Source organism: Ponticoccus sp. (in: a-proteobacteria) (assembly GCF_048381735.1).
In genome coordinates, this window is the sequence record NZ_JBLXGL010000003.1 from 18,129 (window position 1) to 42,111 (window position 23,983).

At 66.2% G+C, this 23,983-nt stretch carries 25 protein-coding genes; 7 read left to right on the forward strand and 18 right to left on the reverse strand.

The window, feature by feature from the left end; translation table 11 throughout:
* Nucleotides 1–73: 73 nt before the first annotated feature.
* From soxA to ACN5KJ_RS07175, 6 genes are all read right to left on the reverse strand, one after another.
* Nucleotides 74–919, reverse strand: coding sequence for a sulfur oxidation c-type cytochrome SoxA (soxA, locus tag ACN5KJ_RS07150; protein ID WP_418592955.1), 846 nt, complete (start codon nt 917–919; stop codon nt 74–76).
* A gap of 60 nt (nt 920–979) precedes the next feature.
* Nucleotides 980–1,306 (reverse strand): thiosulfate oxidation carrier complex protein SoxZ, encoded by a 327-nt coding sequence (gene soxZ / locus ACN5KJ_RS07155; protein ID WP_206564619.1) that lies wholly within the window; start codon nt 1,304–1,306, stop codon nt 980–982.
* Nucleotides 1,307–1,324: 18 nt separating this feature from the next.
* Complete coding sequence (gene soxY, locus ACN5KJ_RS07160) at nt 1,325–1,759, reverse strand: thiosulfate oxidation carrier protein SoxY (protein ID WP_418592956.1); 435 nt, start codon at nt 1,757–1,759, stop codon at nt 1,325–1,327.
* Nucleotides 1,760–1,783: 24 nt separating this feature from the next.
* Entirely contained in the window at nt 1,784–2,260 is a 477-nt protein-coding gene (gene soxX, locus ACN5KJ_RS07165) for a sulfur oxidation c-type cytochrome SoxX (RefSeq protein WP_206564621.1), read from the reverse strand.
* Between the two features lie 134 nt (nt 2,261–2,394).
* Nucleotides 2,395–2,973 carry a thioredoxin family protein gene (locus ACN5KJ_RS07170; protein ID WP_347165541.1) on the reverse strand — a complete coding sequence of 193 codons (579 nt, stop codon included), beginning with the start codon at nt 2,971–2,973 and terminating at the stop codon, nt 2,395–2,397.
* A gap of 13 nt (nt 2,974–2,986) precedes the next feature.
* Nucleotides 2,987–3,724, reverse strand: a complete 738-nt coding sequence (locus ACN5KJ_RS07175) for a cytochrome c biogenesis CcdA family protein (RefSeq protein ID WP_206564623.1) — start codon at nt 3,722–3,724, stop codon at nt 2,987–2,989.
* 75 nt (nt 3,725–3,799) lie between these two features.
* Here ACN5KJ_RS07175 and ACN5KJ_RS07180 point away from each other — a divergent pair, with 75 nt between their 5' ends.
* From ACN5KJ_RS07180 to ACN5KJ_RS07195, 4 genes are all read left to right on the forward strand, one after another.
* Nucleotides 3,800–4,180: a thioredoxin family protein gene (locus ACN5KJ_RS07180; RefSeq protein WP_347165542.1), complete on the forward strand. Its 381-nt coding sequence runs from the start codon at nt 3,800–3,802 to the stop codon at nt 4,178–4,180.
* Nucleotides 4,161–4,532 (forward strand): ArsR/SmtB family transcription factor, encoded by a 372-nt coding sequence (locus tag ACN5KJ_RS07185; RefSeq protein ID WP_023851821.1) that lies wholly within the window; start codon nt 4,161–4,163, stop codon nt 4,530–4,532. The genes ACN5KJ_RS07180 and ACN5KJ_RS07185 overlap by 20 nt, the downstream gene beginning before the upstream one ends.
* A 102-nt stretch (nt 4,533–4,634) precedes the next feature.
* Entirely contained in the window at nt 4,635–5,663 is a 1,029-nt protein-coding gene (locus tag ACN5KJ_RS07190; protein ID WP_418593559.1) for a YeeE/YedE family protein, read from the forward strand.
* Nucleotides 5,664–5,777: 114 nt separating this feature from the next.
* Nucleotides 5,778–6,947, forward strand: a complete 1,170-nt coding sequence (locus ACN5KJ_RS07195; RefSeq protein ID WP_418592960.1) for an MFS transporter — start codon at nt 5,778–5,780, stop codon at nt 6,945–6,947.
* 64 nt (nt 6,948–7,011) lie between these two features.
* Here ACN5KJ_RS07195 and ACN5KJ_RS07200 read toward each other — a convergent pair whose 3' ends face one another.
* On the reverse strand, nt 7,012–7,599 hold the full coding sequence (locus ACN5KJ_RS07200; protein WP_418592962.1) for a riboflavin synthase: 588 nt from the start codon (nt 7,597–7,599) through the stop codon (nt 7,012–7,014).
* A gap of 91 nt (nt 7,600–7,690) precedes the next feature.
* On the opposite strand from ACN5KJ_RS07200, the gene ACN5KJ_RS07205 reads away from it, so the two are divergent.
* The 3 genes from ACN5KJ_RS07205 to ACN5KJ_RS07215 all read left to right on the forward strand — a co-directional run bounded on the left by ACN5KJ_RS07205 (nt 7,691) and on the right by ACN5KJ_RS07215 (nt 12,273).
* Nucleotides 7,691–8,983, forward strand: a complete 1,293-nt coding sequence (locus tag ACN5KJ_RS07205; protein ID WP_418592964.1) for a capsule biosynthesis protein — start codon at nt 7,691–7,693, stop codon at nt 8,981–8,983.
* Nucleotides 8,984–9,079: 96 nt separating this feature from the next.
* Nucleotides 9,080–10,234: a polysaccharide biosynthesis/export family protein gene (locus tag ACN5KJ_RS07210; RefSeq protein ID WP_418592965.1), complete on the forward strand. Its 1,155-nt coding sequence runs from the start codon at nt 9,080–9,082 to the stop codon at nt 10,232–10,234.
* Nucleotides 10,235–10,239: 5 nt separating this feature from the next.
* Complete coding sequence (locus ACN5KJ_RS07215; RefSeq protein WP_418592967.1) at nt 10,240–12,273, forward strand: capsular polysaccharide biosynthesis protein; 2,034 nt, start codon at nt 10,240–10,242, stop codon at nt 12,271–12,273.
* 126 nt (nt 12,274–12,399) lie between these two features.
* Here the strand turns inward: ACN5KJ_RS07215 and ribD are convergent, their stop codons facing one another.
* From ribD to ACN5KJ_RS07270, 11 genes are all read right to left on the reverse strand, one after another.
* The gene (gene ribD, locus ACN5KJ_RS07220; RefSeq protein WP_418593561.1) at nt 12,400–13,479 is read right to left on the reverse strand and encodes a bifunctional diaminohydroxyphosphoribosylaminopyrimidine deaminase/5-amino-6-(5-phosphoribosylamino)uracil reductase RibD; all 1,080 of its coding nucleotides are present in this window, start codon (nt 13,477–13,479) and stop codon (nt 12,400–12,402) included.
* A 20-nt stretch (nt 13,480–13,499) separates the two neighbouring features.
* Nucleotides 13,500–13,967 carry a transcriptional regulator NrdR gene (gene nrdR, locus ACN5KJ_RS07225; protein ID WP_023851813.1) on the reverse strand — a complete coding sequence of 156 codons (468 nt, stop codon included), beginning with the start codon at nt 13,965–13,967 and terminating at the stop codon, nt 13,500–13,502.
* Between the two features lie 165 nt (nt 13,968–14,132).
* Nucleotides 14,133–14,888 (reverse strand): DUF1353 domain-containing protein, encoded by a 756-nt coding sequence (locus ACN5KJ_RS07230; protein ID WP_418592969.1) that lies wholly within the window; start codon nt 14,886–14,888, stop codon nt 14,133–14,135.
* A gap of 122 nt (nt 14,889–15,010) precedes the next feature.
* Nucleotides 15,011–15,418, reverse strand: coding sequence for a secondary thiamine-phosphate synthase enzyme YjbQ (locus ACN5KJ_RS07235; RefSeq protein ID WP_418592971.1), 408 nt, complete (start codon nt 15,416–15,418; stop codon nt 15,011–15,013).
* Between the two features lie 109 nt (nt 15,419–15,527).
* Nucleotides 15,528–17,528, reverse strand: a complete 2,001-nt coding sequence (rpoD, locus tag ACN5KJ_RS07240) for an RNA polymerase sigma factor RpoD (protein ID WP_418592973.1) — start codon at nt 17,526–17,528, stop codon at nt 15,528–15,530.
* A gap of 119 nt (nt 17,529–17,647) precedes the next feature.
* Nucleotides 17,648–19,618, reverse strand: a complete 1,971-nt coding sequence (gene dnaG, locus ACN5KJ_RS07245) for a DNA primase (RefSeq protein ID WP_418592974.1) — start codon at nt 19,616–19,618, stop codon at nt 17,648–17,650.
* A 52-nt stretch (nt 19,619–19,670) separates the two neighbouring features.
* The gene (locus ACN5KJ_RS07250) at nt 19,671–19,940 is read right to left on the reverse strand and encodes a hypothetical protein (protein WP_418592976.1); all 270 of its coding nucleotides are present in this window, start codon (nt 19,938–19,940) and stop codon (nt 19,671–19,673) included.
* Between the two features lie 199 nt (nt 19,941–20,139).
* Complete coding sequence (locus ACN5KJ_RS07255; protein ID WP_418592978.1) at nt 20,140–20,694, reverse strand: TadE/TadG family type IV pilus assembly protein; 555 nt, start codon at nt 20,692–20,694, stop codon at nt 20,140–20,142.
* Between the two features lie 6 nt (nt 20,695–20,700).
* Nucleotides 20,701–21,234, reverse strand: a complete 534-nt coding sequence (locus ACN5KJ_RS07260; protein ID WP_418592979.1) for a TadE/TadG family type IV pilus assembly protein — start codon at nt 21,232–21,234, stop codon at nt 20,701–20,703.
* The gene (locus ACN5KJ_RS07265; RefSeq protein ID WP_418592981.1) at nt 21,231–23,186 is read right to left on the reverse strand and encodes a pilus assembly protein TadG-related protein; all 1,956 of its coding nucleotides are present in this window, start codon (nt 23,184–23,186) and stop codon (nt 21,231–21,233) included. Before ACN5KJ_RS07265 ends, ACN5KJ_RS07260 begins: the two co-directional genes overlap by 4 nt.
* A gap of 1 nt (nt 23,187) precedes the next feature.
* Nucleotides 23,188–23,760, reverse strand: coding sequence for a Tad domain-containing protein (locus tag ACN5KJ_RS07270; protein WP_418592983.1), 573 nt, complete (start codon nt 23,758–23,760; stop codon nt 23,188–23,190).
* Nucleotides 23,761–23,983: the final 223 nt, after the last annotated feature.

The window sequence follows — 23,983 nt, forward strand, 5'->3', positions numbered from 1 at the left end:
ACACACATGCGCATGTGTGCATGGGTTTCTGTCGGGAAACCCCGCGCCAGCGAACCGGCGCGGGGCATTGGGATTACTGGCGGACCGCCGGGGTCTCGACGCTGAGGCCATTGCCGCGCGAGGCGACATACAGTTCCAGCGCGCGGAACTCGTCGGATCCTTCGGCGAAGGTTTCCGCCCGGGTGTCGCGGATGCAGCCCCGGAAGCGGTTGTGCTTCGAGATCAGCTTGGCCTGCTTCAGACGGTAGGTCGGGAAACCGTTGGTCTGGCCCTGCGACAGGTGATCGGCGCGGATGTAGTTGCCGTAGTTCTCTTCGTGGCAATTGGCGCAGGACAGTTCCAGCTGGCCGTACCGCGTGTAATACATCTCTTTGCCCTGCTCCCAGAAGGGGGCTGCGGGGCCGTCGATGGCCACGTTCATCGGCATGCCAAGCGACTGGTGGCCGATCAGCGACACCATGGCCTGCATCTCGCCGCCGGACCATTTCCAGGCTTCGGCCTGCATACGGTCGGTGCGGCAGGTGTTCACGAGATCTTCCATGACCACGAGATTGCCGTCTGCGTCGACCTTCGGCATCTGCGTCGACAGGCCCTTGAAGGTGTCGACATCGCCGTGGCACGAGGCGCAGCTTTCACCGGCCTCGCCCTCGACCGTGCCCCACATGTCGATGGCCTGGTCGACGAAGATCATCGCCGGGTTGTCGAAGGTGTCCATTTCCAGCGCCTGGGTCTCGTCGGTGCGGAAGTGCCAGCCGGACACGACCTCGTCGATCCCGGTCTCGGCCATGTGTTCGGCCGCGGCGGTCTTCGAGACCATCTCCTGCCCGTCGATCGTCAGCACGTCGTCGTCGGCGCCACCGGCCAGGGCCACGGGCGCGGCAAGCAAGGCGGCCACTGCCGTCAATGCCTTGATTTTCATAGGTTATCCCTCCCTTATGGCTGATCTGCCCCGCGCGGATGGCGGGGCAGACGGCTGTTCCTAGACGGAGATCGGCTTCACTTCCTCGTAGACGTCGCCATCGTCGTCGTACCAGGTGAACTTGAACTCGCCGGCCTCGGGAACCGTGGCTTCGAACTCGAAGTAGGGGTTGGTCGAGATCGACGGCGCCATGACCACGTCGACCACGTTCTGCCCGTTGAAGTCACAGGTGAAGCGGTTGATGATCGAGCGCGGGATCAGGTTTCCGTCGCCGTCCTTGCGCTGGCCCGATTCCATCGGGTGAGAGATCAGCGTCTTGATCGTGATCACATCACCGGCAGAGGCCGACGAGGGAACCTTGACGCGGGGTTTAACTCCGGATGCCATATTGTCGTACTCCTCTACTCAGCCGCCGCAGCCGCCGATGGTGACCTTGACCGTTTTCGTGGCCGTGACGTAGCTGCCGTCTTCCATCTTGGCGATGGCCTGCACGTCCTGTGTTCCGGCCAGACGGATGCGGGTCGACGCCGCGCGCGACCCGGCCAGCGGGCCGAAGCGGAAGGTGCCGACGCCGGGCGTCGGGTTGCCAAGCGCGAAGATCCGCACCTCGACCGCGCCGGGCGCGTCGAAGGCGATCGGCACGGTATTGCCGTTCTCGGCGATCTCGGGCGCGGTCAGGGTCAGGTCGCCCTCGCCCGCGCTGGCACCGGCGAGAAACTCGTCCGGCGTTCCCACCGCCTCGGCGTCCGGGTCGGCCTGTGCGAAGGCCCGCAGGGGCAGCAGCGCCGTGACGACGGCGGCGCTCCCCATGGCCAGGGTCTCACGTCTCGTGAAGTCCATTTGGGTTCTCCTATGCGGTGGGTGTCAGCCTTCCTGCAGCGTCAGCAGGAAAGCGACAACGTCTTCGATCTGTTGTGCCGACAGGATCGGCGGAAGGTCACCGGATGCGGCCTTGCCGGTGTAGGCATCGCCCGGGCGGATGAAGCCCGTGGTCTTGTAGAAGGCCGGCATGACCGTGTCGGGGAAGGTCATCTTGGCATTGGCCACGATGCCGCGCAGTTCCTCGGCAGAGCGGTAACCGCCGACGCCCGAAAGCGGCGGGCCGACCTCGCCCTGAAAGGCGATGTCCGGGTACTGCTCGACCACGTGGCAGGCCACGCAGTTGCCCTGCGACCGCTGCGAGAAGACCTGCATCCCGCGTTCCGCATCGCCCGCTTCCGCGGTCAGGGGCGTCGCCACCTCTCCGTATTCGCTGTAGGATACGTCGGTCGGCGCGACGTCCTGCGCCCAGACCGCTCCGGCGGTCAGTGCCAGCGCCGCTGTCAGTGCTGTAAGCTTCATGTTCCCTCCCTAGGCTTGCGGACCCTCGACGGGGGCCTTGGCTCGCATCGGCTGCTGCATACCGTAGAACACCGCCCCCCGGTCACGCAACAACAAATTCACGGATGTGAATTATTGAGACCTTCGGATCGGTCTCAATCGGTCTTCCCGTTGTCCCGCTCCTGGATCCGTCGCGCATGATAGCGCTGGAAATCCTCGTCCCCGTCAAGCTCATAGCGCTTTTCCTGGACCCAGGTGAGCATGTCGATGGTCGTGCCCTTGCCGAAGGCGCCCGGCATCACCGCCACGGCCGCCTGCGGCGCCGTCGCCTCGGCATCCACCTCTTCGGGCAGGAACATCATCGTCGGCGTGAAAAGGATGTTCCACTTGCGCGCCATGTCCTTCTCGGACAGCGATTCCCCGTCGAAGTCGGTCACCTCGATATCCCCATGCAGGTTCAGCTGCACGACGAAGTAGTTTTCGTCGATGTAGTCAGAGACCATCGGGTCGGTGAAGACCTCCTCGTGCATCTGCCGACAGTAGATGCAGCCGCGCTGTTCGAACAGCAGGACAAGCCGCTTGCCCTCGGCATTCGCCTCGTCGAGATCCTCGCGCAGGTCCTTGAAGGTGTCGCGCATCCACGGGCTTTTGAACAGCCCGTCGTCGCCCATCTCTGCCGCCGCCAGCGGCAGGGCGATCACGGCGGCCAGCGCCGCGCCGATCCAGTGTCTCATGCCTTTCCTCCTCTTAACTCAGGGATGACCAAGCCGGGAAGGTCTCAAGCATCCATTGCCCGATCACGTTCACCGTATCCGTCACGATCAGGATGGCAAACACGATGAGCATGGCGCCCATCACCTTCTCGACATATTGCAGCTTGTCGCGGTGGCGCGCCGTCCAGCGCAGGAAGGGGCCGGAGAACAGCGCCGCGACAACGAAGGGCGCGGTCATGCCGATGCCGTAGACCAACAACAGAAGCCCGCCGCGCCAGATGTCGCCCATGCCGCTGGCGATCATCAGGATAGAGGCCAGCGCCGGGCCGACGCAGGGCGTCCAGCCAAAGCCGAAGGCAAGGCCCATCAGATAGGCGCCCAGGGCGGTCGTCGGCTCTGCCTTGCTCTCCAGCTTGGCCTCCCGGTAGAGGAACCCGATGCGGATGACGCCAAGGAAATGCAGGCCGAAGACCGTCAGGATCGCCGCCGCGACCCATTGCAGCTCGTCCATCCAGGTGGCGAAGGCCTGCCCGACCGCCGTCGCGCCCATGCCCAGCAGCACGAAGATCGTCGTCACCCCCGCGGCAAAGAACAGCGCCGAGAGAATCAGCCGCCGCTGCGCGCCCGGCGCGATGCCCTCGTCCGCGCGCAGTTCCGACATCGAGATCCCGGCCATGTAGCACAGGTAAAAGGGCACCATCGGCAGGATGCAGGGCGTAAAAAAGCTGAGAAGTCCGGCAATGGCCGCACCTGCGAAGGAAATATCGAGCAAGGGGGGCGCCTTTCCTTGTAGAATTCACATATTCAGATTAAGTAGTTCGAGGACAGAACGTCAATCGGTGTTGCGATGAAGTTGATCCCGTCCGTCTGCGGTGCCCTCGCGGCTGCCTGGCTGGCCCTGCCCGCCTTGGCTGGTGACCTGCGCCTGGTGATGGTCGAGCAAGCCGGATGCGCCTATTGCGCCGCCTGGGACGACGAGATCGCCCCCGCCTACCCCAAGACCGCCGAGGGCCGCTTTGCGCCGCTGGTCCGGGCCGACCTGCACAGGGGCCCGCCCGAGGGCGTGACCTATGCCCGCCCGGTGCTGTTCACGCCCACCTTCATCCTCGTCGACGACGACGGCACAGAGATCGCGCGGATGGAAGGCTATGTCGGTCAGGATTTCTTCTGGCCCGTCTACTCGAAACTGCTTCAGGACAAGACCGATTATGACCCAGCAACGCATTGACGAGGCCGCTGCGAAGACCTCGCTTCCGGTTCTCGACAAGGACCTGAGCGATGCGGAACTCGACGTGATCGTAGACAAGGCGACCCGCGCCTCGGCCTTCCTGAAGGCCATCAGCCACGAAGGCCGGCTGATGATCCTGTGCCACCTCGTCTCGGGCGAAAAATCGGTGACGGAACTCGAAGAGCTGCTGTCCGCCCGGCAGGCCGCCGTCAGCCAGCAGCTGTCGCGCCTGCGGCTGGAAGGGCTGGTCGTGCCCCGGCGCGAGGGCAAGGCGATCTACTACCGCCTCGCCGACGACAAGCCGCGCAAGATGCTGGAATGCGTCTACGAGTTGTTCTGCAAGGACGATTGATCGCGACGCTTGCTGAAAGCGGAATGCGTCGACATAATCCGGTTGCGGCGTCTGTCAGGAGGAGGGCACGGCGTGCTGGGTCCATGGACCGATTTTCACGACATGGCAGCCATCGGTCTGGCCAGCGGCATTCTGCTGGGGCTGGCCGCGCGGCTGGGCCGCTTCTGCACGCTGGGCGCCATCGAGGACGCGCTCTACGGCGGCTCGACGGTGCGGCTGCGCATGTGGGGCGTGGCCGTCGGGCTGGCGATCATCGGCAGCTTCGGCCTGATGGGCGCGGGGCTGCTGGACGGGGCGAAGACCTATTACCTGTCGATCCGCTGGATGCCCCTTGCTTCGGTCGCGGGCGGGTTGATGTTCGGCTACGGCATGGCGCTGGCGGGCAATTGCGGCTACGGCGCGCTGGCCCGGCTGGGCGGCGGCGACCTGCGCAGCTTTGTCATCGTGCTGGTCATGGGGGTCTCGGCCTTCGTGGTGCTGGCCGGGCCGCTGGCACCGCTGCGCGACATGCTGTTCGAACAGGCCGATGTCACCTCTGATCCGCCGCCGGGCATCGCGCATCGGCTTGGCCTGCTGACCGGGCTGCCCACGGTGCCGATCGGCATGACGCTGGGCGGCCTGCTGCTGCTGTTTTCGCTGGCCTCGCGCCCGCTGTGGCAGAAGCCCTCGGCGATCCTCTGGGGCGCGGTCGTGGGGCTTGGCATCGTGGCGGGCTGGGCCGGAACCTCCTGGGTCGCCGCAAGCTCTTTCGAGGCCCTGCCCGTTGTCTCGCACAGCTTCTCGGCACCGATGGGCGAGACGATCCTGTGGTTCATGACCGGCTCGGCGCGACCGCTCAGCTTTGCCGTCGGCTCGATTGCCGGGGTCTGGACCGGGGCCTGCCTTGGGTCGCTGATCAAGGGGCACTTCCGCTGGGAGGCCTGCGAGGACCCGCGCGAGCTGCGCCGCCAGATCTTCGGCGCGGCGCTGATGGGCGCGGGCGCGGTGACGGCGCTGGGATGTTCCATCGGTCAGGGCCTGTCGGCCTTCTCGGTGCTGGCGCTGTCCGCCCCGGTCACCTTCCTGGCGATCTTCGCGGGCGCGGCCATCGGGCTGCGGCAGCTGATCATGGGCTTCCAGCCCGCCGAGTAGCCGGCGGGCGGCGGCCCTGACACGGACGGACAGGACCGCGCCGGAACAGGGATCGCACCCTTGCACCCGGCGCCCGGGCGGCACATGGTCCGCGCAACCGCGGCGCGAGGCAGCATGTCAGTCAGAACCGGACCCTGGGGCCTTGTGGCTCTTCTCTATGCCGCAGGCCTCGGCGCGGCGGCGCAATTCGCCAAGCTGGCCGCCGGGTTCACCGCGCTGGAACAGGCCTACCCCGAGACTGGCGCGGGGCTGGGCCTTGCGGTCTCGCTGATCTCCTTCCTTGGCGTCGCGCTGGGGCTGGTGGCGGGCATGATCGTGGCGCGGCTGGGTTTCCGCAGGATGCTGCTGGCGGGGCTTCTGCTGGGCGCGGGCATGAGCCTTGTGCAGGCGCTGCTGCCCGCCATGCCGCTGTTCATGGCCTCGCGCCTGATCGAGGGCGCCTCTCACCTTGCCATCGTCGTCGCGGCGCCGACGCTGATCGCCGAGATCACCGACGACCGGCAGCGCCCGGTGGCCATGGCGCTGTGGTCCACCTTCTTCGGCACAGGCTTCGCGCTTTTTGCATGGTTCGGCACGCCGCTGGCCCAGACCCATGGCCCCGCCGCCCCGATCCTCTTGCAGGCCGCATGGATGCTGGCCGTGGCGGCGGGGGTGGCCGCGATGATCCCGCGCCGCATGATCGCGCCGCCGCCCGAGCCCTTCAGCCTCGGCCTGATCCTGCGCCGCCATGCAGAGGTCTACCGCTCGCCGACCATGGCCGCCCCGGCGCTGGGGTGGCTGTGCTACACGCTGACCTTCGTCTCTGCGCTGACGCTGCTGCCGCGGCTGGCGCCGGGCGCGCCATGGCTGGCGACGGTGCTTCCGCTGGCCGGGATCGTTCTGTCGCTGACGCTGGTCGCGCAGCTGCTGCGGTATGTGCCCGGGGTGCAGGTGGTCATGGCCGGTTTCGGCCTGTCCGCCTGCGTGGTCGCCCTGCTGGCCATGGCGCCCGGATCAGCGCTGTTGTGGATCGCGCTCTTCGCCGTGCTCTCGCTGGCACAGGCGGGCAGCTTCGCCGCCATCCCGCAGCTGGTGGACGACCCACGAGAGCGCGCGCTGTCGAACGGGGCGGTGGCGCAGATGGGCAACCTGGGCAACCTCGCCGGCACGCCGATCCTGCTGGCGGTCCTGTCCGCCGGAGGTCAGGGTGCGGGGCTGCTGTTTCTGGGCATCTGCTACGCCGCCGGTCTGGCGCTGCACCTGGGCCTTGCGGCCCTCAGGGCAAGGGCGCCGCGGGCGGACTGATCCGCCAAGGCCGCGCCGAAGTGGATGGGACAGGGGCTGCCACCGCCGCCCCCGCCGCCCGCTCTCAGGACATCTCTGCCAGCCGCGCGACGTAGCGCGCCAGCGTGTCGATTTCCAGGTTCACGCGGTCGCCCACCGCGACCTGCCCCCATGTCGTCACCGCCTTGGTGTGCGGGATGAAGTTGATCCCGAAGGAACAGCCGTCGACCTCGTTCACCGTCAGCGATGTGCCGTTCAGGGCAACCGACCCCTTGGGCGCGATGAAGCGGGCCAGCTCCTTGGGGGCCTCCAGCGTCACGCGGGTGCTGTCGCCTTCCTCGGCCATGGCCGTGACCACCGCGACGCCGTCCACATGCCCCGAGACGATGTGCCCGCCCAGCTCGTCGCCGACCTTCAGCGCCCGTTCAAGGTTGACCCGGCGCCCCGGAACCCAGCTTTCGAGGTTGGTCTTGGACAGGGTTTCGGCGCTGACATCCATGTCGAACCAGTCCGGCCCCAGATCCACGACCGTCAGGCAGACGCCGTCACAGGCAATCGAGGCGCCCATGTCGATCGTCGCGGTATCATAGCCCGTCGCGATCCTTGCCCGGAGATCGCCGCGCTTGTCCAGCGTGCGGATCTCTCCCATGTCGGTTACGATTCCGGTGAACATAGGCCTTGCCCCTCGATTGGCGGTCCGGCCATAGTTTCGCCGATATCGACCGCTAGGATTGATGCGCAGCACAAGGCATTAATTCGACACCATGAGTTACGCAACCGGAGAGAAACGCGTTTTCCTGTTCCTGCAGGGACCGCACGGGCCGTTCTTCAACCGGCTGGGCGCGATGCTGCGCCGCACCGGCGCGCAGATCTGGCGCGTCGGTTTCAACGCCGGTGACCGCGCCTTCTGGTTCCACCCGAAAAGCTACCTGCCCTATCGCGGCACGCAGGCCGAGTGGCGCGCATGGTTCACCGACCTCCTGGCCGAAAAGCAGGTCACCGACATCGTGCTTTACGGCGATGTCCGCCCGATCCACGCGCAGGCGGTGGAAGAGGCGCGCGCCCGGGGCCTGACGGTGCATGTCTTCGAAGAGGGTTACATGCGGCCCTACTGGGTCACCTACGAGCGCGGCGGCTCGAACGGCCATTCGCGCCTGATGGACATGAGCGTCGCCGACATGCGCCGCGCGCTGGAACTGTCGGACATGGAGGCCCCCCTGCCCCCGGGCCACTGGGGCGACATGCGGCAACACATCTTTTACGGCGCGCTCTACCACTGGTTCGTGATGTTCCGGAACGGCGATTACCGCAACTTCCGGCCGCACCGCTCGCTGACCGTGGTGCAGGAATTCGCCCTGTACCTGAAACGACTGCTGCTGATGCCCTGGACATGGGCGGGACGGGTGCTGGCGACCCAGCGCATCCGGCTGGGCGGCTTCCCCTATCACCTTGCGCTGATGCAGCTGGAACACGACTCCTCGTTCCAGAAACATTCCCCCTTCGGCACCATGCCCGAGTTCCTGACCATGGTGATCGAGGGCTTTGCCGAGGGCGCGCCGGGCCACCACCACCTTGTCTTCAAGGCCCACCCGCTGGAGGACGACCGCGCCAATGTGCGCGGCGCGATCCGGGCCGCCGCGCGCAGGCTGGGCGTGGCCGACCGCGTGCATTACGTGCGCGGCGGCAAGCTGGCGCAGCTGCTGAACGACGCCCGCAGCGCGGTGACGGTGAACTCCACCGCCGCGCAGCAGGTGCTTTGGCGCGGCATTCCGCTGAAAGTCTTCGGCAACGCAGTCTATGCCAAGCCAGAGTTCGTCTCGACCCAGCCGCTGCCCGAGTTTTTCGCTCAGCCCACGCGTCCCGACAATAAGGCCTACAAGGACTATCGCCGCTATCTGCTTGAAACCTCTCAACTTCCCGGCGGGTTCTACTCTGCCCGCGGGCGGCGCCAGCTGTTGCGGCAGGTGGTCGACATGATGCTTGTGCCCGACGATCCCTACGATGCACTTTCGCGCGGGACCGCGGCGCCACGGCAACAGTTGCGCGTTGTGCGCTAGGACCGCAGCCCCGCAAGACTGGCTTTTGAACCCGCCCTCTGTCAGGGTCGGGGAAAAATATCGAGGCAGAACAATACAGGTCGAGGAGACCGAGCAGTGAAACACTCCCCCTCCCGGTGGGCGCGGTCCGTCGCCCTGCTGGCCGCGGTGTCGATTCTGGCATCTTGCGGCCTGCCCCGCGTTGGCCCCAACAAGCGCGAAATCTACGCCGGTTCCGTCCAGCGCGAGGGTGACGCCTTCATCATCGCCATCAACGACCGTGTGACCCGCGTCACCGCCCTGACCCCCGCGCTTGGCTTTACCGAGGACTTTCTGAACGCCGGCGTCGTCGGGTCCGACACCATCCGCCCCGGCGACACGCTGGGTCTGACGATCTGGGAAAACGTCGACGACGGCCTGCTGGTGCCCTCGGGCGGCAATGCCACCGCGCTGGAAGAGGTGCAGGTCGACGGCTCGGGCTTCATCTTCGTGCCCTACGCGGGCCGTATCCGCGCCGCGGGCAACACGCCCGAGCGCGTTCGCCAGATCATCACCGAGAAACTGCAGGACCAGACGCCCGACCCGCAGGTGCAGGTGCGCCGGGTGGCGGGCGACGGATCGACCGTCAGCCTTGTCGGTGCCGTCGGCGGTCAGGGCATCTATGCCATCGAACGGCCCACGCGCACGCTGTCGGCCATGCTGGCCCGCGCCGGTGGCGTGACCATCGAGCCCGAGATCGCGCAGATCACCGTGCTGCGCGGCAATGCCAAGAGCAAGATCTGGTTCCAGGACCTCTACGACAACCCGCAGTTCGACATCGCGCTGCGCGGCGGCGACCGCATCCTGGTGGAACAGGACACCCGCGCCTTCACCGCGCTGGGGGCGACCGGCGCCCAGGCCCGCGTGCCCTTCGAGTCCGAGTCGATTTCCGCGATCGAGGCCATTGCGCAGGTCGGTGGCCTGACCGCCACCGCCGCCGACCCGACCGGCGTCTTCGTCTTCCGCAACGAGCCCGCCGAGATCGCCAATCAGGTGCTGGGCCGCGACGACCTGATCGGCGCGCAGCGCATGGTCTACGTGCTGGACCTGACGCAGCCCAACGGCATGTTCATGGCGCGCGACTTCGTCATCCGCGATCAGGACACGCTTTACGTGACAGAGGCGCCCTTTACCCAGTGGAACAAGACGATTGCCGCACTGACCGGCACGCTGGGCGCCGTGACCACCATCACCTCGGCAGCCGAAACATTCGGCGGCGCCGGGGGCAGCTGACGGCCTTGAACAACGATAACGAGGGACAGGCCAGCGCCGGGAGAGAGATCTCCCGGCGTCTTTTCGTCTACAACGCGGGTTTCCGGGACCGGCGCCTGCGCCGCATCCTGGCCCTGGACGGCTGGCGGCTGGCGCTTGGGCGGCCTTCGGCGGAGGATTTCGTCGGCGTCTGGGGCCAGTCGCCCTATGCCCATCGCGGCGAGGCCATGGCCGCCCGCACCGGGGCCGGGCTGGTCCGGGTCGAGGATGCCTTCCTGCGCTCGCTGCACCCCGGGCGGGCCGGCGAACCGCCGATGGGCCTGCTGATCGACCGGACGGGTGTGCATTTCGACGGGCGCGCGCCCTCCGATCTCGAAGACCTCCTGAACACCCATCCCCTTGACGACACCGCGCTTCTGGACCGAGCGCGCGGCGCCATGGCGCGCATGCAAGAGGCGCATCTGAGCAAGTACAGCGCCACCGTCACGGATGCAGAGCCCCCGCCCCCCGGCTACGTGCTGGTCGTCGATCAGACACGCGGCGATGCCTCTGTCACCGCCAGCGGCGCCGACCGCGCGCGCTTTCTGGAAATGCTCTTCGTCGCGCGCGAGGAAAACCCCGGCGCGCGCATCCTTCTGAAAACCCACCCGGAAACCGGGGCGGGCTTTCGCCCCGGCCATTTCGGCCCCGACGATTGCGGCGACAGCGTGCAGCTTTACGACGGGCCGCTGTCGCCCTGGCTACTGCTGGACGGTGCGACGCGCGTCTACACGGTGTCCTCGCAGATGGGCTTCGAGGCGATCCTTGCCGGGCACAGGCCGCGCGTCTTCGGCACGCCCTTCTATGCGGGCTGGGACCTGACCGCCGACGAAGAGACCCTGCCCCGCCGCAGGCGGCGCCTGACCAAGGCGCAGCTCTTTGCCGCCGCCATGATCCTCTATCCGCGCTGGTTCGATCCGCATCGGGATCGCCTCTGCGCGCTGGAGGACGTGCTGGGCGCGCTGGAGGCACAAAGCCGGGCCTGGCGCGAGGACCGGCGCGGCTGGGTCGCCTCCGGGATGCGCCTGTGGAAAAGACCGCATATGCAAAAGATCTTCGGCCAGTCCAGCCGGATACGCTTCGAAGATGATGTGGAGAAGGCGCGCGCCCTTGCCGCCACGACCGGCCGCCGCCACATGGCCTGGGCCTCGAAAGCGGCGGACGACACCCTGCGGGTCGAGGACGGCTTCCTGCGGTCCCGGGGCCTGGGCGCCCGGCTGACGCCGCCGCTTTCACTGGTGCTGGACGAGCGGGGCATTTACTACGATCCCAGCCGCCCCTCGGACCTGGAAAGCCATATCCGGCGACGCAGCAACGCCATCCGACCGGACCAAATCGAACGTATCCACAGGGTTATACAGCGCCTTCTGACCTCTGCCTTGTCCAAATACAACCTTTCCGGCGATCTCCCCACCCTGCCCGTCGGACACCGCATTCTTGTGCCCGGGCAGGTCGAGGACGACGCCTCGATCCTGCGCGGCAGCCCCGATCTGCACCGCAACGCCGACCTTTTGCGCCGCACCCGTGAGGCCAACCCCGACGCGGTCATCCTGTGGAAACCCCACCCCGACGTCGAAGCGGGTTTGCGCAAGGGCGCGGTGCCAAACCCCGGGGAATGGGCCGATGTCCTGTTGGAAAATGTCAATATCGGCGCCCTTCTGCCCGAGGTGCAGGAGGTCTGGACGATGACCTCGCTGACCGGGTTCGAGGCACTGTTGCGCGGCTGTCGGGTGACAACCTTCGGCGCGCCCTTCTACGCGGGCTGGGGCCTGAGCCGCGACCTGGGCCCGGTTCCGGCCCGACGGCTGGGTGGGCCGCGCCCGGATCTTGCCGCGCTGGCGCATGCCGTGCTGATCGACTACCCGCGCTATTTCGATCCGGTCACCGGGCAAGCCTGCGCCATCGAGGTGGTCATCGACCGCCTTCAGGACGGCTCTTTGCCCTCAGCCGGGATCCCCAATCGAAGCCTGTCGAAGCTGCAGGGGCTCTTTGCCAGCTACAGCCATCTGTGGCGCGGCTGAGGTGCTCCGCAAGGCAATCCGTCCATCCGCCTGACGAATAAGTTGTTTTCAGGTTTATCCACAGGCCGGAAAGGCCTTTGAGAACACCTGAACAGGCGCGCCTAACCCACGTTGACCAAAGGGAAACTAGGCAGCCTCGTCCCGCCGCCAGACGTGGTGGATATCGCTGCCTTCCGTTACGACATCCACAAGCTGCAATCGGGGCGCCACGGCCAGCGACGGGATGCCCATGGCGCCGACCCCGGGATGGCCTTCCGCACCCAGCACGAGGCCCGCGGTGAAGACGTGCAGCTCGTCCACCAGATCGGCCGAGAGCAGCGATGCGGCCAGCTGCCCACCGCCCTCGCAGAAGACCCGGGTCAGCCCCTCGCGACCCAGCGCCTGCAACAGCGCCACGGGATCGACGCGCCCGGCCTCGACCGGGCAAGAGATCAGCCGCGCGCCCAGCCCGGTCCAGGTCTGCGCCAGTCCAGCGCGGGTGTCGGGGCCGTGGCACAGCCAGACCGGCACCGCGCGCGCGGTCTGCGCCAGCTGCGACATCAGCGGCAGGTCGATCCGGCGCGAAACCACGACACGCACCGGCTGGCGGCGCTCGCCAAAGCCGCGCACCGTCAGCTGCGGATCGTCGGCCCGTGCCGTTCCGGCGCCCACCATCACCGCATCGTGGCTGGCCCGCAGCCCGTGGACCGCCCGGCGCGCCGAGGGTCCGGTGATCCAGCGGCTTTCGCCCGAGGCGGTGGCAATGCGCCCGTCCAGTGTCAGGGCCAGCTTCAGCGTCACCCAGGGGCGGCCCTGCGCGACGCGCAGGAAAAATCCGGCGTGATCGCGCAGCGCCTCTTCGGTCAGGACGCCGGTCGTCACCGCGATGCCCGCCGCGCGCAGCGCCGCGAAGCCCTTCCCCGAGACGCGCGGATCGGTGTCCGGCACCGCCGCGACAACCCGCGCCGCGCCGGCGGTTATCAGCGCCTGCGTGCAGGGCGGGGTCTGGCCGTGATGCGAACAGGGTTCCAAAGAGACATAGGCGGTGGCGCCGCGCGCGGCCTCTCCGGCCTGGGCCAGGGCCTGCGGTTCGGCATGGGGCCGCCCGCCCGGCGCCGTCCAGCCGCGCCCCACCACGCGGCCCGCCTTGACGATCACGCAGCCGACGGCGGGATTGGGCCAGCACTGCCCCATGCCCCGGCGCCCGAGCGCCAGCGCATGCGCCATATGGCGGGTGTCCGCGACGGTCACTTCTCTGCCTGGCCCTCGGGCCGCAGCTCTGACACGAACTTGTCGAAATCGTCGGCGGCCTGGAAGTTCTTGTAAACACTGGCAAATCGGACGTAGGCGACGGTGTCGATGCGGGCCAGCGTCTCCATCACGATCTCGCCGATCATCTTCGAGGGAATGTCCGTTTCACCCATCGACTCCAGCCGCCGGACGATGCCGGAAATCATCTGGTCGATGCGCTCGGGATCGATGGGGCGCTTTTGCAGTGCGATGCGGATGGAGCGTTCCATCTTGTCGCGGTCGAAATCCTCGCGCCGGCCATTGGTCTTGATCACCACGAGATCGCGCAATTGCACACGTTCATAGGTGGTGAAGCGCCCGCCACAGGCCGGGCAGAACCGGCGCCGACGGATCGAAACGTGATCCTCGGCGGGCCGCGAGTCCTTCACCTGGGTGTCGATATTACCGCAAAACGGGCAGCGCATGGGCCGTCCCCCTCGTTTTTGTCTGCTAGTCTCTGCCTCTGGTCGTGAGGTTTGCCCACTTATCCACAGCCACTATAGGGCCGCTGCCAGACCTTGGGTAGGGGGGAAATGCCGCCGCAAGATGCTGAGGCCGAAATTCCGGGACAGGCAAAGGCGCGGCGCGATCTACTGTCCGCGCGGGTCGGCAGTGTCGGCATAGTCCGGCCCGGCGACGATGCTGGCCTTCAGCGCCCCTTCGCGCTTGCGCATCCATGCCTCGATCTCGTCCGCCGAGGGGTTGTTTTCCGCGATCCAGTCAAGGCACCATTTCATCTCTTCGATCAGGGCGGCCTCGTCCACGCCCTCCAGCGAACGCTCGGGATCGTCCCAGCGCGGCCCGCCCAGATAGACCGCCGCGAACATCAGCTTGGCCTTCTGCGGCGGCGTGCCATTGACGATCAGCGCCTCGTAGAACATGCGGTGGACCTCTTCCCAGGGGCGGGTCTGCCATGTCTCGAGCCCCTCGTTGCCGACGCCGCAATAGGCATCATGCAGGGCTGCGGCCATCAGGTATTCGCGGCTTTGGCGATCCCCGACAAGGGGCGCGAAGATCGGTGGAATGGTCGCGCCGTCGGTCAGCGTCTGCGGCGGCGCGGTCCAGGTCTCGCCCTTCGCGTCGAGAAAGTCGATCTTGGCACTGGTGGGCAGAAAGGCGTGGTGGAAGTTTTCCAGGAACACCGGCGCGCCGGCCATCTGAAGCGGCCCGCCGACAAAGCGGCAGCGGGTTTCGTCCTCGGGCGCGTCAAGGCAGCTTTCGGCAACCTGGATCGCGGTGCGCGCGATGTATTCCGGCAGGCCGATCACGGCCCCCGCCACACCGGCCGCCGCCATCAGCGCGCAGGCACCGAGCGCCCGTCCTGATATGATCCGTGTCTTGGTCATGGGTTTGGCGTTTGTAGCAGCAGACGACATGCGGTCGAGGATAACAGGCCGGGGCGCCCCACCCTATGGCGGAATACCCAACCCGGCGACGCGGGCGACACTGGGCGCTTTGCCGGGTGGCGTCAAGCGAGGTGGGCCAGAACCTCGCGGCGGTGCGCGGCCCGGCGGTGTTCGAACAGGTAGATCCCCTGCCACCTGCCCAGCCCCAGCCGCCCGTCGATCACCGGGATCGACAGGGACACCGGCAGCAGCGCCGCCTTGATATGGGCCGGCATGTCGTCGGGCCCCTCGTAGGTATGGGTCAGGTAGGCCATGTCCGGATCGTCCGAGGGCGGCACCAGACGCTCGAAGAAGGCGCGCAGGTCGGCCTGCACCTCGGGGTCGGCGTTCTCCTGGATCAGCAGGCTGGCCGAGGTGTGGCGGATGAAGAGCGTCAGCAGCCCCGAACCTTCGACCCATTGCGCGACCTGGGGCGTGAACTCGTAGAGGCCCGCGCCGCCTGTCGCGATGGTAAACCGGGTCTGTTTCAAGAATCGTCCTCCTGTCGGGGCAGTGGTGGCATCGCAAGTAGGCCAACGCAAAGAAAAACCCCCGGAAGCCTGCGCTGCCGGGGGTCTTTCGGGTTCGGGGTAGCCGGTCTTACTGATCGAGGAAGCTGCGCAGCTTGCGCGACCGCGAGGGGTGCTTCAGCTTGCGCAGGGCCTTCGCCTCGATCTGGCGGATCCGTTCGCGCGTGACGCTGAACTGCTGACCGACCTCTTCCAGCGTGTGGTCGGTGTTCATGCCGATGCCGAAGCGCATCCGCAGAACCCGTTCCTCGCGCGGGGTCAGCGACGACAGCACGCGGGTCGTGGTTTCCTTCAGGTTTTCCTGAATGGCGGAATCCAGCGGCAGGATCGCGTTCTTGTCCTCGATGAAATCGCCCAGCTGGCTGTCTTCCTCGTCGCCGATGGGCGTTTCGAGAGAGATCGGCTCCTTGGCGATCTTCATCACCTTGCGGACCTTTTCCAGCGGCATCTGCAGCTTTTCCGCCAGCTCTTCCGGGGTCGGCTCGCGGCCGATCTCGTGCAGCATCTGGCGGCCGGTGCGGACCAGCTTGTTGATCGTCTCGATCATGTGCACCGGGATACGGATGGTGCGCGCCTGATCGGCGATCGAGCGGGTGATGGCCTGACGGATCCACCAGGTCGCATAGGTCGAGAACTTGTAGCCGCGGCGGTATTCGAACTTGTCGACGGCCTTCATCAGGCCGATGTTGCCTTCCTGAATGAGGTCGAGGAACTGCAGCCCGCGGTTGGTGTATTTCTTGGCGATGGAGATCACGAGGCGCAGGTTGGCCTCGACCATTTCCTTCTTGGCCTGCCGGGCCTCCTTCTCGCCCTTCTGGACCTGCCCGACGATGCGGCGGAATTCCGAGATGTCGAGCCCGACGTACTGGCCCACCTGCGCCATGTCGGCGCGCAGCTCCTCGACCTTGTCCGAGGAGCGTTCGATGAACATCTGCCAGCCCCGGCCCGGCTTTTCGGCCATACGCTCCAGCCAGTTGGGGTCAAGCTCGTGGTTGCGGTACTCGTCGACGAATTCCTTGCGGTTGATGCGGGCCTGGTCGGCCAGCTTCACCATGGCGGAGTCGATGGACATGATGCGCTTGTTGATGCCGTAAAGCTGGTCGATCAGCGCCTCGATGCGGTTGTTGTGCAGGTGCAGGCCGTTCACCAGCTCGACGATCTCGGACCGCAGCTTCTGGTACATCGCCTCGTCGGTCGCGTCGAAAGAGCCGTCCTCGTTCAGGGTCGCGCTGATGCGCGAATCCTGCATCTCGGCCAGGCCTTCGTAGTCGCGGGCGATGCGGTCGAGCGTTTCCAGCACGCGCGGCTTCAGCGCGGCTTCCATCGCGGCAAGCGACATGTTGGCCTGCTCGTCGTCGTCATCGTCGTCGTCGTTGCGGATCGGGTTGCCGTCGGCGTCCAGTTCCTGCTGGCCCTGTTCGTTGCCCTCGGCGGGCTTGGCGGCGGGTGCGACAGTGCCGGTGGCGACCACCGGCTCGTCAAGCTCGCCGTCCTCGCCCATCTGGTTGCCGAAGGTGGTCTCCAGGTCGATCACGTCGCGAAGAAGAATGTCCTCGGACAGAAGTTCGTCGCGCCAGATCGTGATGGCCTGGAAGGTCAGCGGGCTTTCGCAGAGCCCGAGGATCATGGTGTTGCGACCGGCCTCGATGCGCTTGGCAATGGCGATCTCGCCCTCGCGGCTGAGCAGTTCGACAGAGCCCATCTCGCGCAGGTACATGCGCACCGGGTCGTCGGTGCGGTCCAGCTTTTCGGTCTGGCCGGAACCCAGCGCGACCTCACCCGCCTTCTTCGTCTCGACGAGGTCGGTGGTGCCCTTGTTGTCGTCGTCCTCGGCCTCTTCCTCTTCGGTGACCTGGATGCCCATTTCCGAGAGCATCGACATCACGTCCTCGATCTGGTCGGACGAGACCTGATCCGGCGGAAGCACCTGGTTCAGCTGATCGTAGGTGATGTAGCCGCGTTCCCGCGCCTCTGCGATCATCTTCTTGACTGCCGCCTGGCTCATGTCGAGGCTGACGTCGTCGTCCTGAACATTATCGGGCTTGGCGTCTTCGTTGTCCTTGGCTGCCATGCGGCTCTCCTGATTCGGGATAGCGGGCGATTCGAATTGATTCGACTCAATACCGCGATTGAGTGATTCGCACACCCGTCTAACCCGTTTTTCTTTACCTGTTCGTCACCGTGAAGACGCTATTTGCGCCCTTTCTCGAACTTGATGGACGCGAAAAGCGAATCACGCCGCTTCAGCTCATCCCTATCCAGATGCGCCCCGTTGGGGGCAACCTCGTATTCTCCGCTGCCCTCGTCGTTCAGCTTGCCCGCCCGGGCGCGGGCGATAGAGGCTTCGCGCAGGCGCCAGGTAAGCGCCTCGTCGGCGAGATCCTCCAGATCCTCCTCGGCTTCTTTCAGCTCCGCCTGCCAGCCGCGCCGCGCTTCCAGCTTTGCCAGTTCCTCGGCCACGGTCATACGCGCGGTCTCGGGATTGCCGGGTGCACGAATGCAGGGGATCACAGCCACATGGCGTGCCCCCAGCAGGGTTTCAAGCCCCTCGGGCCCGATTGCCTCCATCGCGGCGTCATTCATGCGGTCGGGATCGGCGGCGGCGCGCAGGATTGCGTCGCGCAGGACAGCATGGTCGGGATCGCTGCAGGGCATGTCCTCGAGCTGATGCTCGAACTCCAGTGCGATGCCCGGCGCGGAAAGCACGGCGGCCAGGATCACCGCCTCGCGCAACCGCTGTTCGGCAGCCTCGTCGCCGGTGGCGAGGAACGACGCCTTGGCGGTCGGGCTGGGCGGTTGCGGTGGCGGCGGCGCGCCCCAGGCCCGTTTCTGGAAGGGACGGCCCTGCCCGCCGCCCTGCTGTTGCTGCGGCCGCCGCGCGCGGAACAGCTGCCAGCGCAGCTCCTTGATTTCCTCGCCGTAGTGGCGCCGCAGGCCCGGATCCTTGATCTGCGCGATGCGGGCGCGCAGCGACTTGTCCAGCGCCGCCTTGCGTTCGGGGCTGTCGAAGACCTTGCCCTCGGTCTCTTGCCGCCAGAGCAGCGCGACCATGGGCATGGCCTCGTCCAGCACCTTGGCCACCGCCTCGGGCCCCTCGGAGCGCAGCAGGTCGTCCGGGTCCTTGCCCTCTGGCATGACGGCGAAGCGCAGGCTCTGGCCCGCCTCCATCAGCGGCAGGGCAAGGTCGATGACCCGGTAGGCGGCGCGCAGGCCCGCCTTGTCGCCGTCCAGCGCAATCACCGGCTCGTCGGACATGCGCCACATCAGGTGCAGCTGCGGCTCGGTCACGGCGGTGCCCAGCGGCGCCACCGAAGAGGCGAAGCCCGCTTCGGACAGCGCGATCACGTCCATGTAGCCCTCGGCCACGATCAGCCGCCCGCCGCGTCCACAGGCCTCGCGCGCGGGTGCCATGTTGTAGAGGTTTCGGGACTTGTCGAACAGCAGGGTTTCCGGCGAGTTCAGGTACTTGGCATGATCGTCCGGGTCCATCGCCCGCCCGCCGAAGGCGATGGCGCGGCGCCGCCCGTCGCGGATCGGGAACATGATGCGGTTGCGGAAGACATCGTAGGGCGCGCGGCCCTTGTCGGATTTCTTGACCAGCCCGGCAGCCAGAAGCAGATCCGGCGACACGCCCTTGCCGACCATGTGCTCGCGCAGGCTTTCCCAGCCCGGCGGGGCAAAACCGATCTCGAAGCGGTCCAGCGCGGCGGCGTCCAGCCCCCGGCGGGCAAGGTAGGCGCGGGCCTCTTCGGCGGCGCGGGTCTTCAGTTGCAGGCGGTAGAACTGCACCGCCTGCTCCATCACCTCGGCCAGCTGGGTCCGTTCGTCGGCCTTTTCCTGCGCCTTGGGATCGCGGGCGGGCATCTCCATCCCCGCCTCCTGGGCGAGGATCTCGACCGCCTCCATGAAGCCGACGTTCTCTGTCTCGCGCACGAAAGAGATGGCGTCGCCCTTGGCGTGGCAGCCGAAGCAATAGTAATAGCCCTTGCGGTCATCCACATGAAAAGACGCGGTTTTCTCGTGGTGAAAGGGACAGGGCGCCCAGAGGTCACCCTTGCCGGGATTGGACTTGCGCTTGTCCCACAACAGCTTGCGCCCGGCCACGTGGGACAGGCTTGTGCGGTTGCGCAATTCATCAAGAAATCCGGGTGGGAGGCTCATGTCTCCTAGTATGGTCCGATGGGGGCCAGTGTCCAGCCGGGGCCGGACCGGGTCAGAGCGCCTCGCACTGCGTCTTCCAGGCCTCGCCGACCGCCGGTGTCAGCTGTTCCGGCGGCAGCGCATAGACCCACGCGGCCAGCTGGTCGCCCACGCCCTCGCCCAGTTCCGCGACAAGGGCCTTGCTGGCCTCTGCTTCGGAAGCACCGGCCACACGCCCCTCGACAGCCTGCATGACCACCGCGGCGGCACGGTCGCAGTCGTAGTCTTCGGCAAGCGCGGGTGTGGCGGCCAGCAGCAGCGCGGCGGCAAGGAATCGGGACATATCGGTACTCCGGCAACAGACCCCGGTGATCTAGTGCCCGGCCTGCCGCGCTGCAACACCCGCAATCGCATCGGCGAATTCATGCACAGCGCCATCCGTCCGCCCCCGGCCCCGAACGCGAAACAGGGCCGGTCAAGCGGCCCTGTCCTGCGGGATCACGGCCCCGAGGCGCCACGCGGCGGCGCGATCGGAAGGCGGCTCAGTCCTGCCACACGATCTTCGGTGCAAAGCGCGGGCGGGTGAAGCCGAAGTTGTAGAACAGCCGCGCCTCGTTCAGCCCTGGTACGGCGAAGGGCGGGTTGTATTCGGTCTCGGTCTCGACGACGATCACGCGCTCGTTGTGCAGCATGTTCGGAAGCTTCTCGTAGAGGTCCTCCAGATCCCGGTTGCCGAGCGCGTCGAAGGCGCCGCGTGTCCTGGACCATTCCGAGACATAGGTGCCATCGGTATCGTTGTAGCGCACCAGTGTCACCCGCAGCGAATAGGGGCCGTCGGAGCGGGTCAGGAACTCCATCACGTCGACCATGCCATCCAGATAGGCGTAATCGATCGGATCGGTCTCGCGCGACAGGGCGTCCGAGATCGTGTAGGCCGCCTTGACGTTCAGGCTCTTGTAGCGGAACGCGTCGTGCAGCGAGAAGGTCGAGGCCAGCACGGTCAGCAGAAGCGGAACCCACAGGACGGTTTCGACGGCGATGGTGCCGTCCTCGCGGCGGGCAAACCGGCCCAGACGGGATGAAATCACTCGCAGCATGGCACGTTACCTCGGTTCCTGGACGAAGGCGGAATTCACGATCAACTGCGAATATCCGTCGTCGTCCTTGGTGAGCGCCTTTCCGAGGGCCGTGGTCGGCAGGATCGGCTTGAACTTCAGGCAGGCGCGGATGAGCATCAGCTCGTTGTCCTGCCCGGCCTCGAACGTGCGCACCGGGCGCGGCGTCTCTTCGGCGTTCTGACAGTCGGCGTCATGCGGCAGGACGTCGAAGTTGCGGGGATCGACCTGACGCATCTCCAGCCGCAAGTTGGCTTCGCAGTCTCCCATCACCGACTGGGCGCAGATCACCGCCTTCACCTCGCTGTAGGCGGGCACATGCCCGGTCGAGAGCCGGATTTCCCGCGTCGCAAGGTCAACGCCGCGCTCCAGCATGGTGTGGCGCAGGTTCAGGATGGCGATCTCGATTCCGGCGGCGAGGATCAGGAAGAAGACCGTGAAGTAGAAGGCGAATTCCACGGTGGCGTTGCCGTCTTCCTCGCGGCGGAACCGCGTGAGGTACGGGGACAGTCGGGACATCATTGGATCAACCTCAGGTTATTGATCTGGCGAGCGACAGTGTCGAATGCGTCTGAAATCTCGGAACCGTTTACCCGGAAGAAATGGCTGTCGGAGGACGCACAGCGGCGCATGTCTTCCGCCCCCGCATCGTTGGTTTCGAAGGCAATGGTGAACACGGTGACACCCCGTTCCTTCGCCAGCGCGCATTGCTTCTGAAGGTTGGAGACATTGGTCGACTTGGGGGACATCAGGTAGTAGCTTCCGCTCCCCTGCGTCTGCAGGGCCACCTCACCGTTGATCGAGGCCTTGGGGTCGTTCGGGCGATACTGCTCGGTGGTTTCGCCGTCCGTCATCAGCACCACGTATTTTTCCGTCTCCTGGTCGTGCCAGTCGATCGGGCGCCCTTCGAAGCTGGGATCGACAAGCCCGTTCGCGATTAGGTGGCTCAGCTCGTCGCGGTTCTCGGGATCGAGCAGCGCGAGGGCGTATTTCATGCCGTACTGAAGCCCGGTGCCATCATGCATGCGCATCTGTCCGATGAAATCGACGAGGTGCTGGCGGTCCGAGGAATAATACTGCACCGCGGTATCCTCTCCGGGGCACCAGCCCCAATCCATGACGTCCTGATCGTAGGGCCAGAAGTTGAAATGCGGGATGTAGTCGTCGGACAAGGGCATCTGGGTCGTGTCGAACTCGTCGGCATAGATTTCGATGCAGGAGGACGGCATGTTGACGTTCTGCTGCTTCTTCTGCTGCCCCTGCGGGACATCGGGATCCTCCGACTGGTAGTCGGGATCGGCGGCATCCTCGGTACCGGGGCTCGGCTCTTCGTAGACGCCGTTCCAGTGCGTGAAATCGACCTGGCCGTAGCTGTAGGTGTTGCCGGGGATCCGGCCCTTGTTCTTGGTCGGACCAAGGTCCGCTTCGGGACCGTTCTGGTCGCCCTTCACCTGAAAGTAGAGGGTCTTCTGCCGGCCACCCTTGATCGAGGCGCCGAGAAACTGGTCCTTGTCGGACAGGTCGCTGTCCCGCGAGATCAGGAAGGGCACGGCGCCAAGGAAGTCGTCCGCGTCGCGCGAGGCGCTGTCCGGGAAATCCTCGATCTTATGTGCGACATCGTAGATGCCGTCATCGTCCGTATCGAAGTACCAGACGATGTTGGAAATCGCCTGCCCCCAGGGCGAGAACTTGCCGCCCGGGATCGGGTCGCTGCCCGGGGTCGCCGTCTCGGTCGAGCCATCCGTGCACGACGGATCGGCCTGCCCCTCGTCGTAGTTCTCGGCGTTGTTGTTGCACAGGGAACCGCCGGGCGCGTCCTGATCGCCGTTGCCCCAGCCGTTGTTCTCGTTGATCTTCGGGCGCTCGCCGCGGAAGTAGTCGAACAGGATGTCGCCCGGGTTCACCGAACCCGCGAAAGGCACCAGGTTCAACGTCGTGACGCCGTTGCTTTCTTCCGACATCACCTTTTCGACAAAGGCCTGCGCTGCGGGGCGCATGTTGTCCATGCGCCCGTTGTTGCGCATCGAGCCCGAGATATCGAGCACCAGAGAAATCTCGACGTTGGCGATCTTCTCTTCCGCAACCGCGAAGGCGGGGGCCGTCAGAACGTCGATGCCCGACAACTTAAGGAACAGGGTGCTCATGTCGACTTTGCCCGAGGCCTCGACCGTCCGGAAGTTCAACCCGCTGTCCGTCGAGATGCTGGCAACCACATCGCCGAGGCCCGCCTTGGTCATGTAATCGGTCACGACGTCTTCGGGGGGCTGCTGCTGATCGAGGTCGGCCGCCGCAAGAACGGCACGGTCCATGGTCGTCTGCATGGTGGCCCTGATCGCCTCGGATCGCATGAGATCCACCGAAGCCCCGGTGATCCCGAGGATCAGAACCAGCATGAAAACCGAGAAGACGGTGATGTTCCCCGCTTCGTCGCGAATGAACCCCCGCTGCTCTCTGCATTCATATGTATTGGCCATGTCATGCCCTCCGAAACGCGACACTTCCGCCGCCCACCGGAAAAGGGTTAATGCAGCAATTGGGCAGGATTGAGCGGAAATCCGCGGATAAATAAGGCGATTTGAAGAAGCGGGCGCGCGCGCCGCACGCGTTGAGAAGGACGGCTGCCCGGGACCTTGGATGAGCCTCAGGTTTTTGATCTGGCGGGAAATCGGGTCGAGGGCGTCGATACTCTCCGCCCTCGACCCAGAAGAAGTGGCTGTCGGACGAGGCACAAAGGCGCATCCGATCCGCCGCCGCGTCACCGGTTTCGAAGGCCATGGTTAAGACGGTCAGGTCGTCGGCCAGCCCGGCCTTGGCGACGCAATCCGCGACCACATCGGCGGGCTGCTGCCCGTGATCCAGATCCGCCGCCGCCGGAACGGCGCGATCCAGCGTTGCCTGAAGACGCACCCGCGACGCCTCGTGCCGCATGAAATCGACCGAGGCCCCGGCCAGCATCAGCGTCAGCACGGTCATGAAGGTCGGGAAGATCGTGATAGTGCCGTCTTCTGCCCCGATGAAGGGCAAGGGCCGGGCGTAGGGCCTGTTCATGGCGTCTCTCCTGTCTGGCCGCGCCCCCTGCAGCATCTCTGCGTGTCGAATGCCTTTTTCGGGTAGGATTCGGTCTGCAGGCCGGGAAGGATCGTGGCGAAACCGGGGCGAAAACCCCTGCTTTTCCGAAAATTCCCGATGTCTTGTGCGGGCTGTCGGGCGACGACGCGCCCTTGCCCCACCCGGCGCGGCTGGGGGATGCGGCCTGTCCGGACGGGCCGGG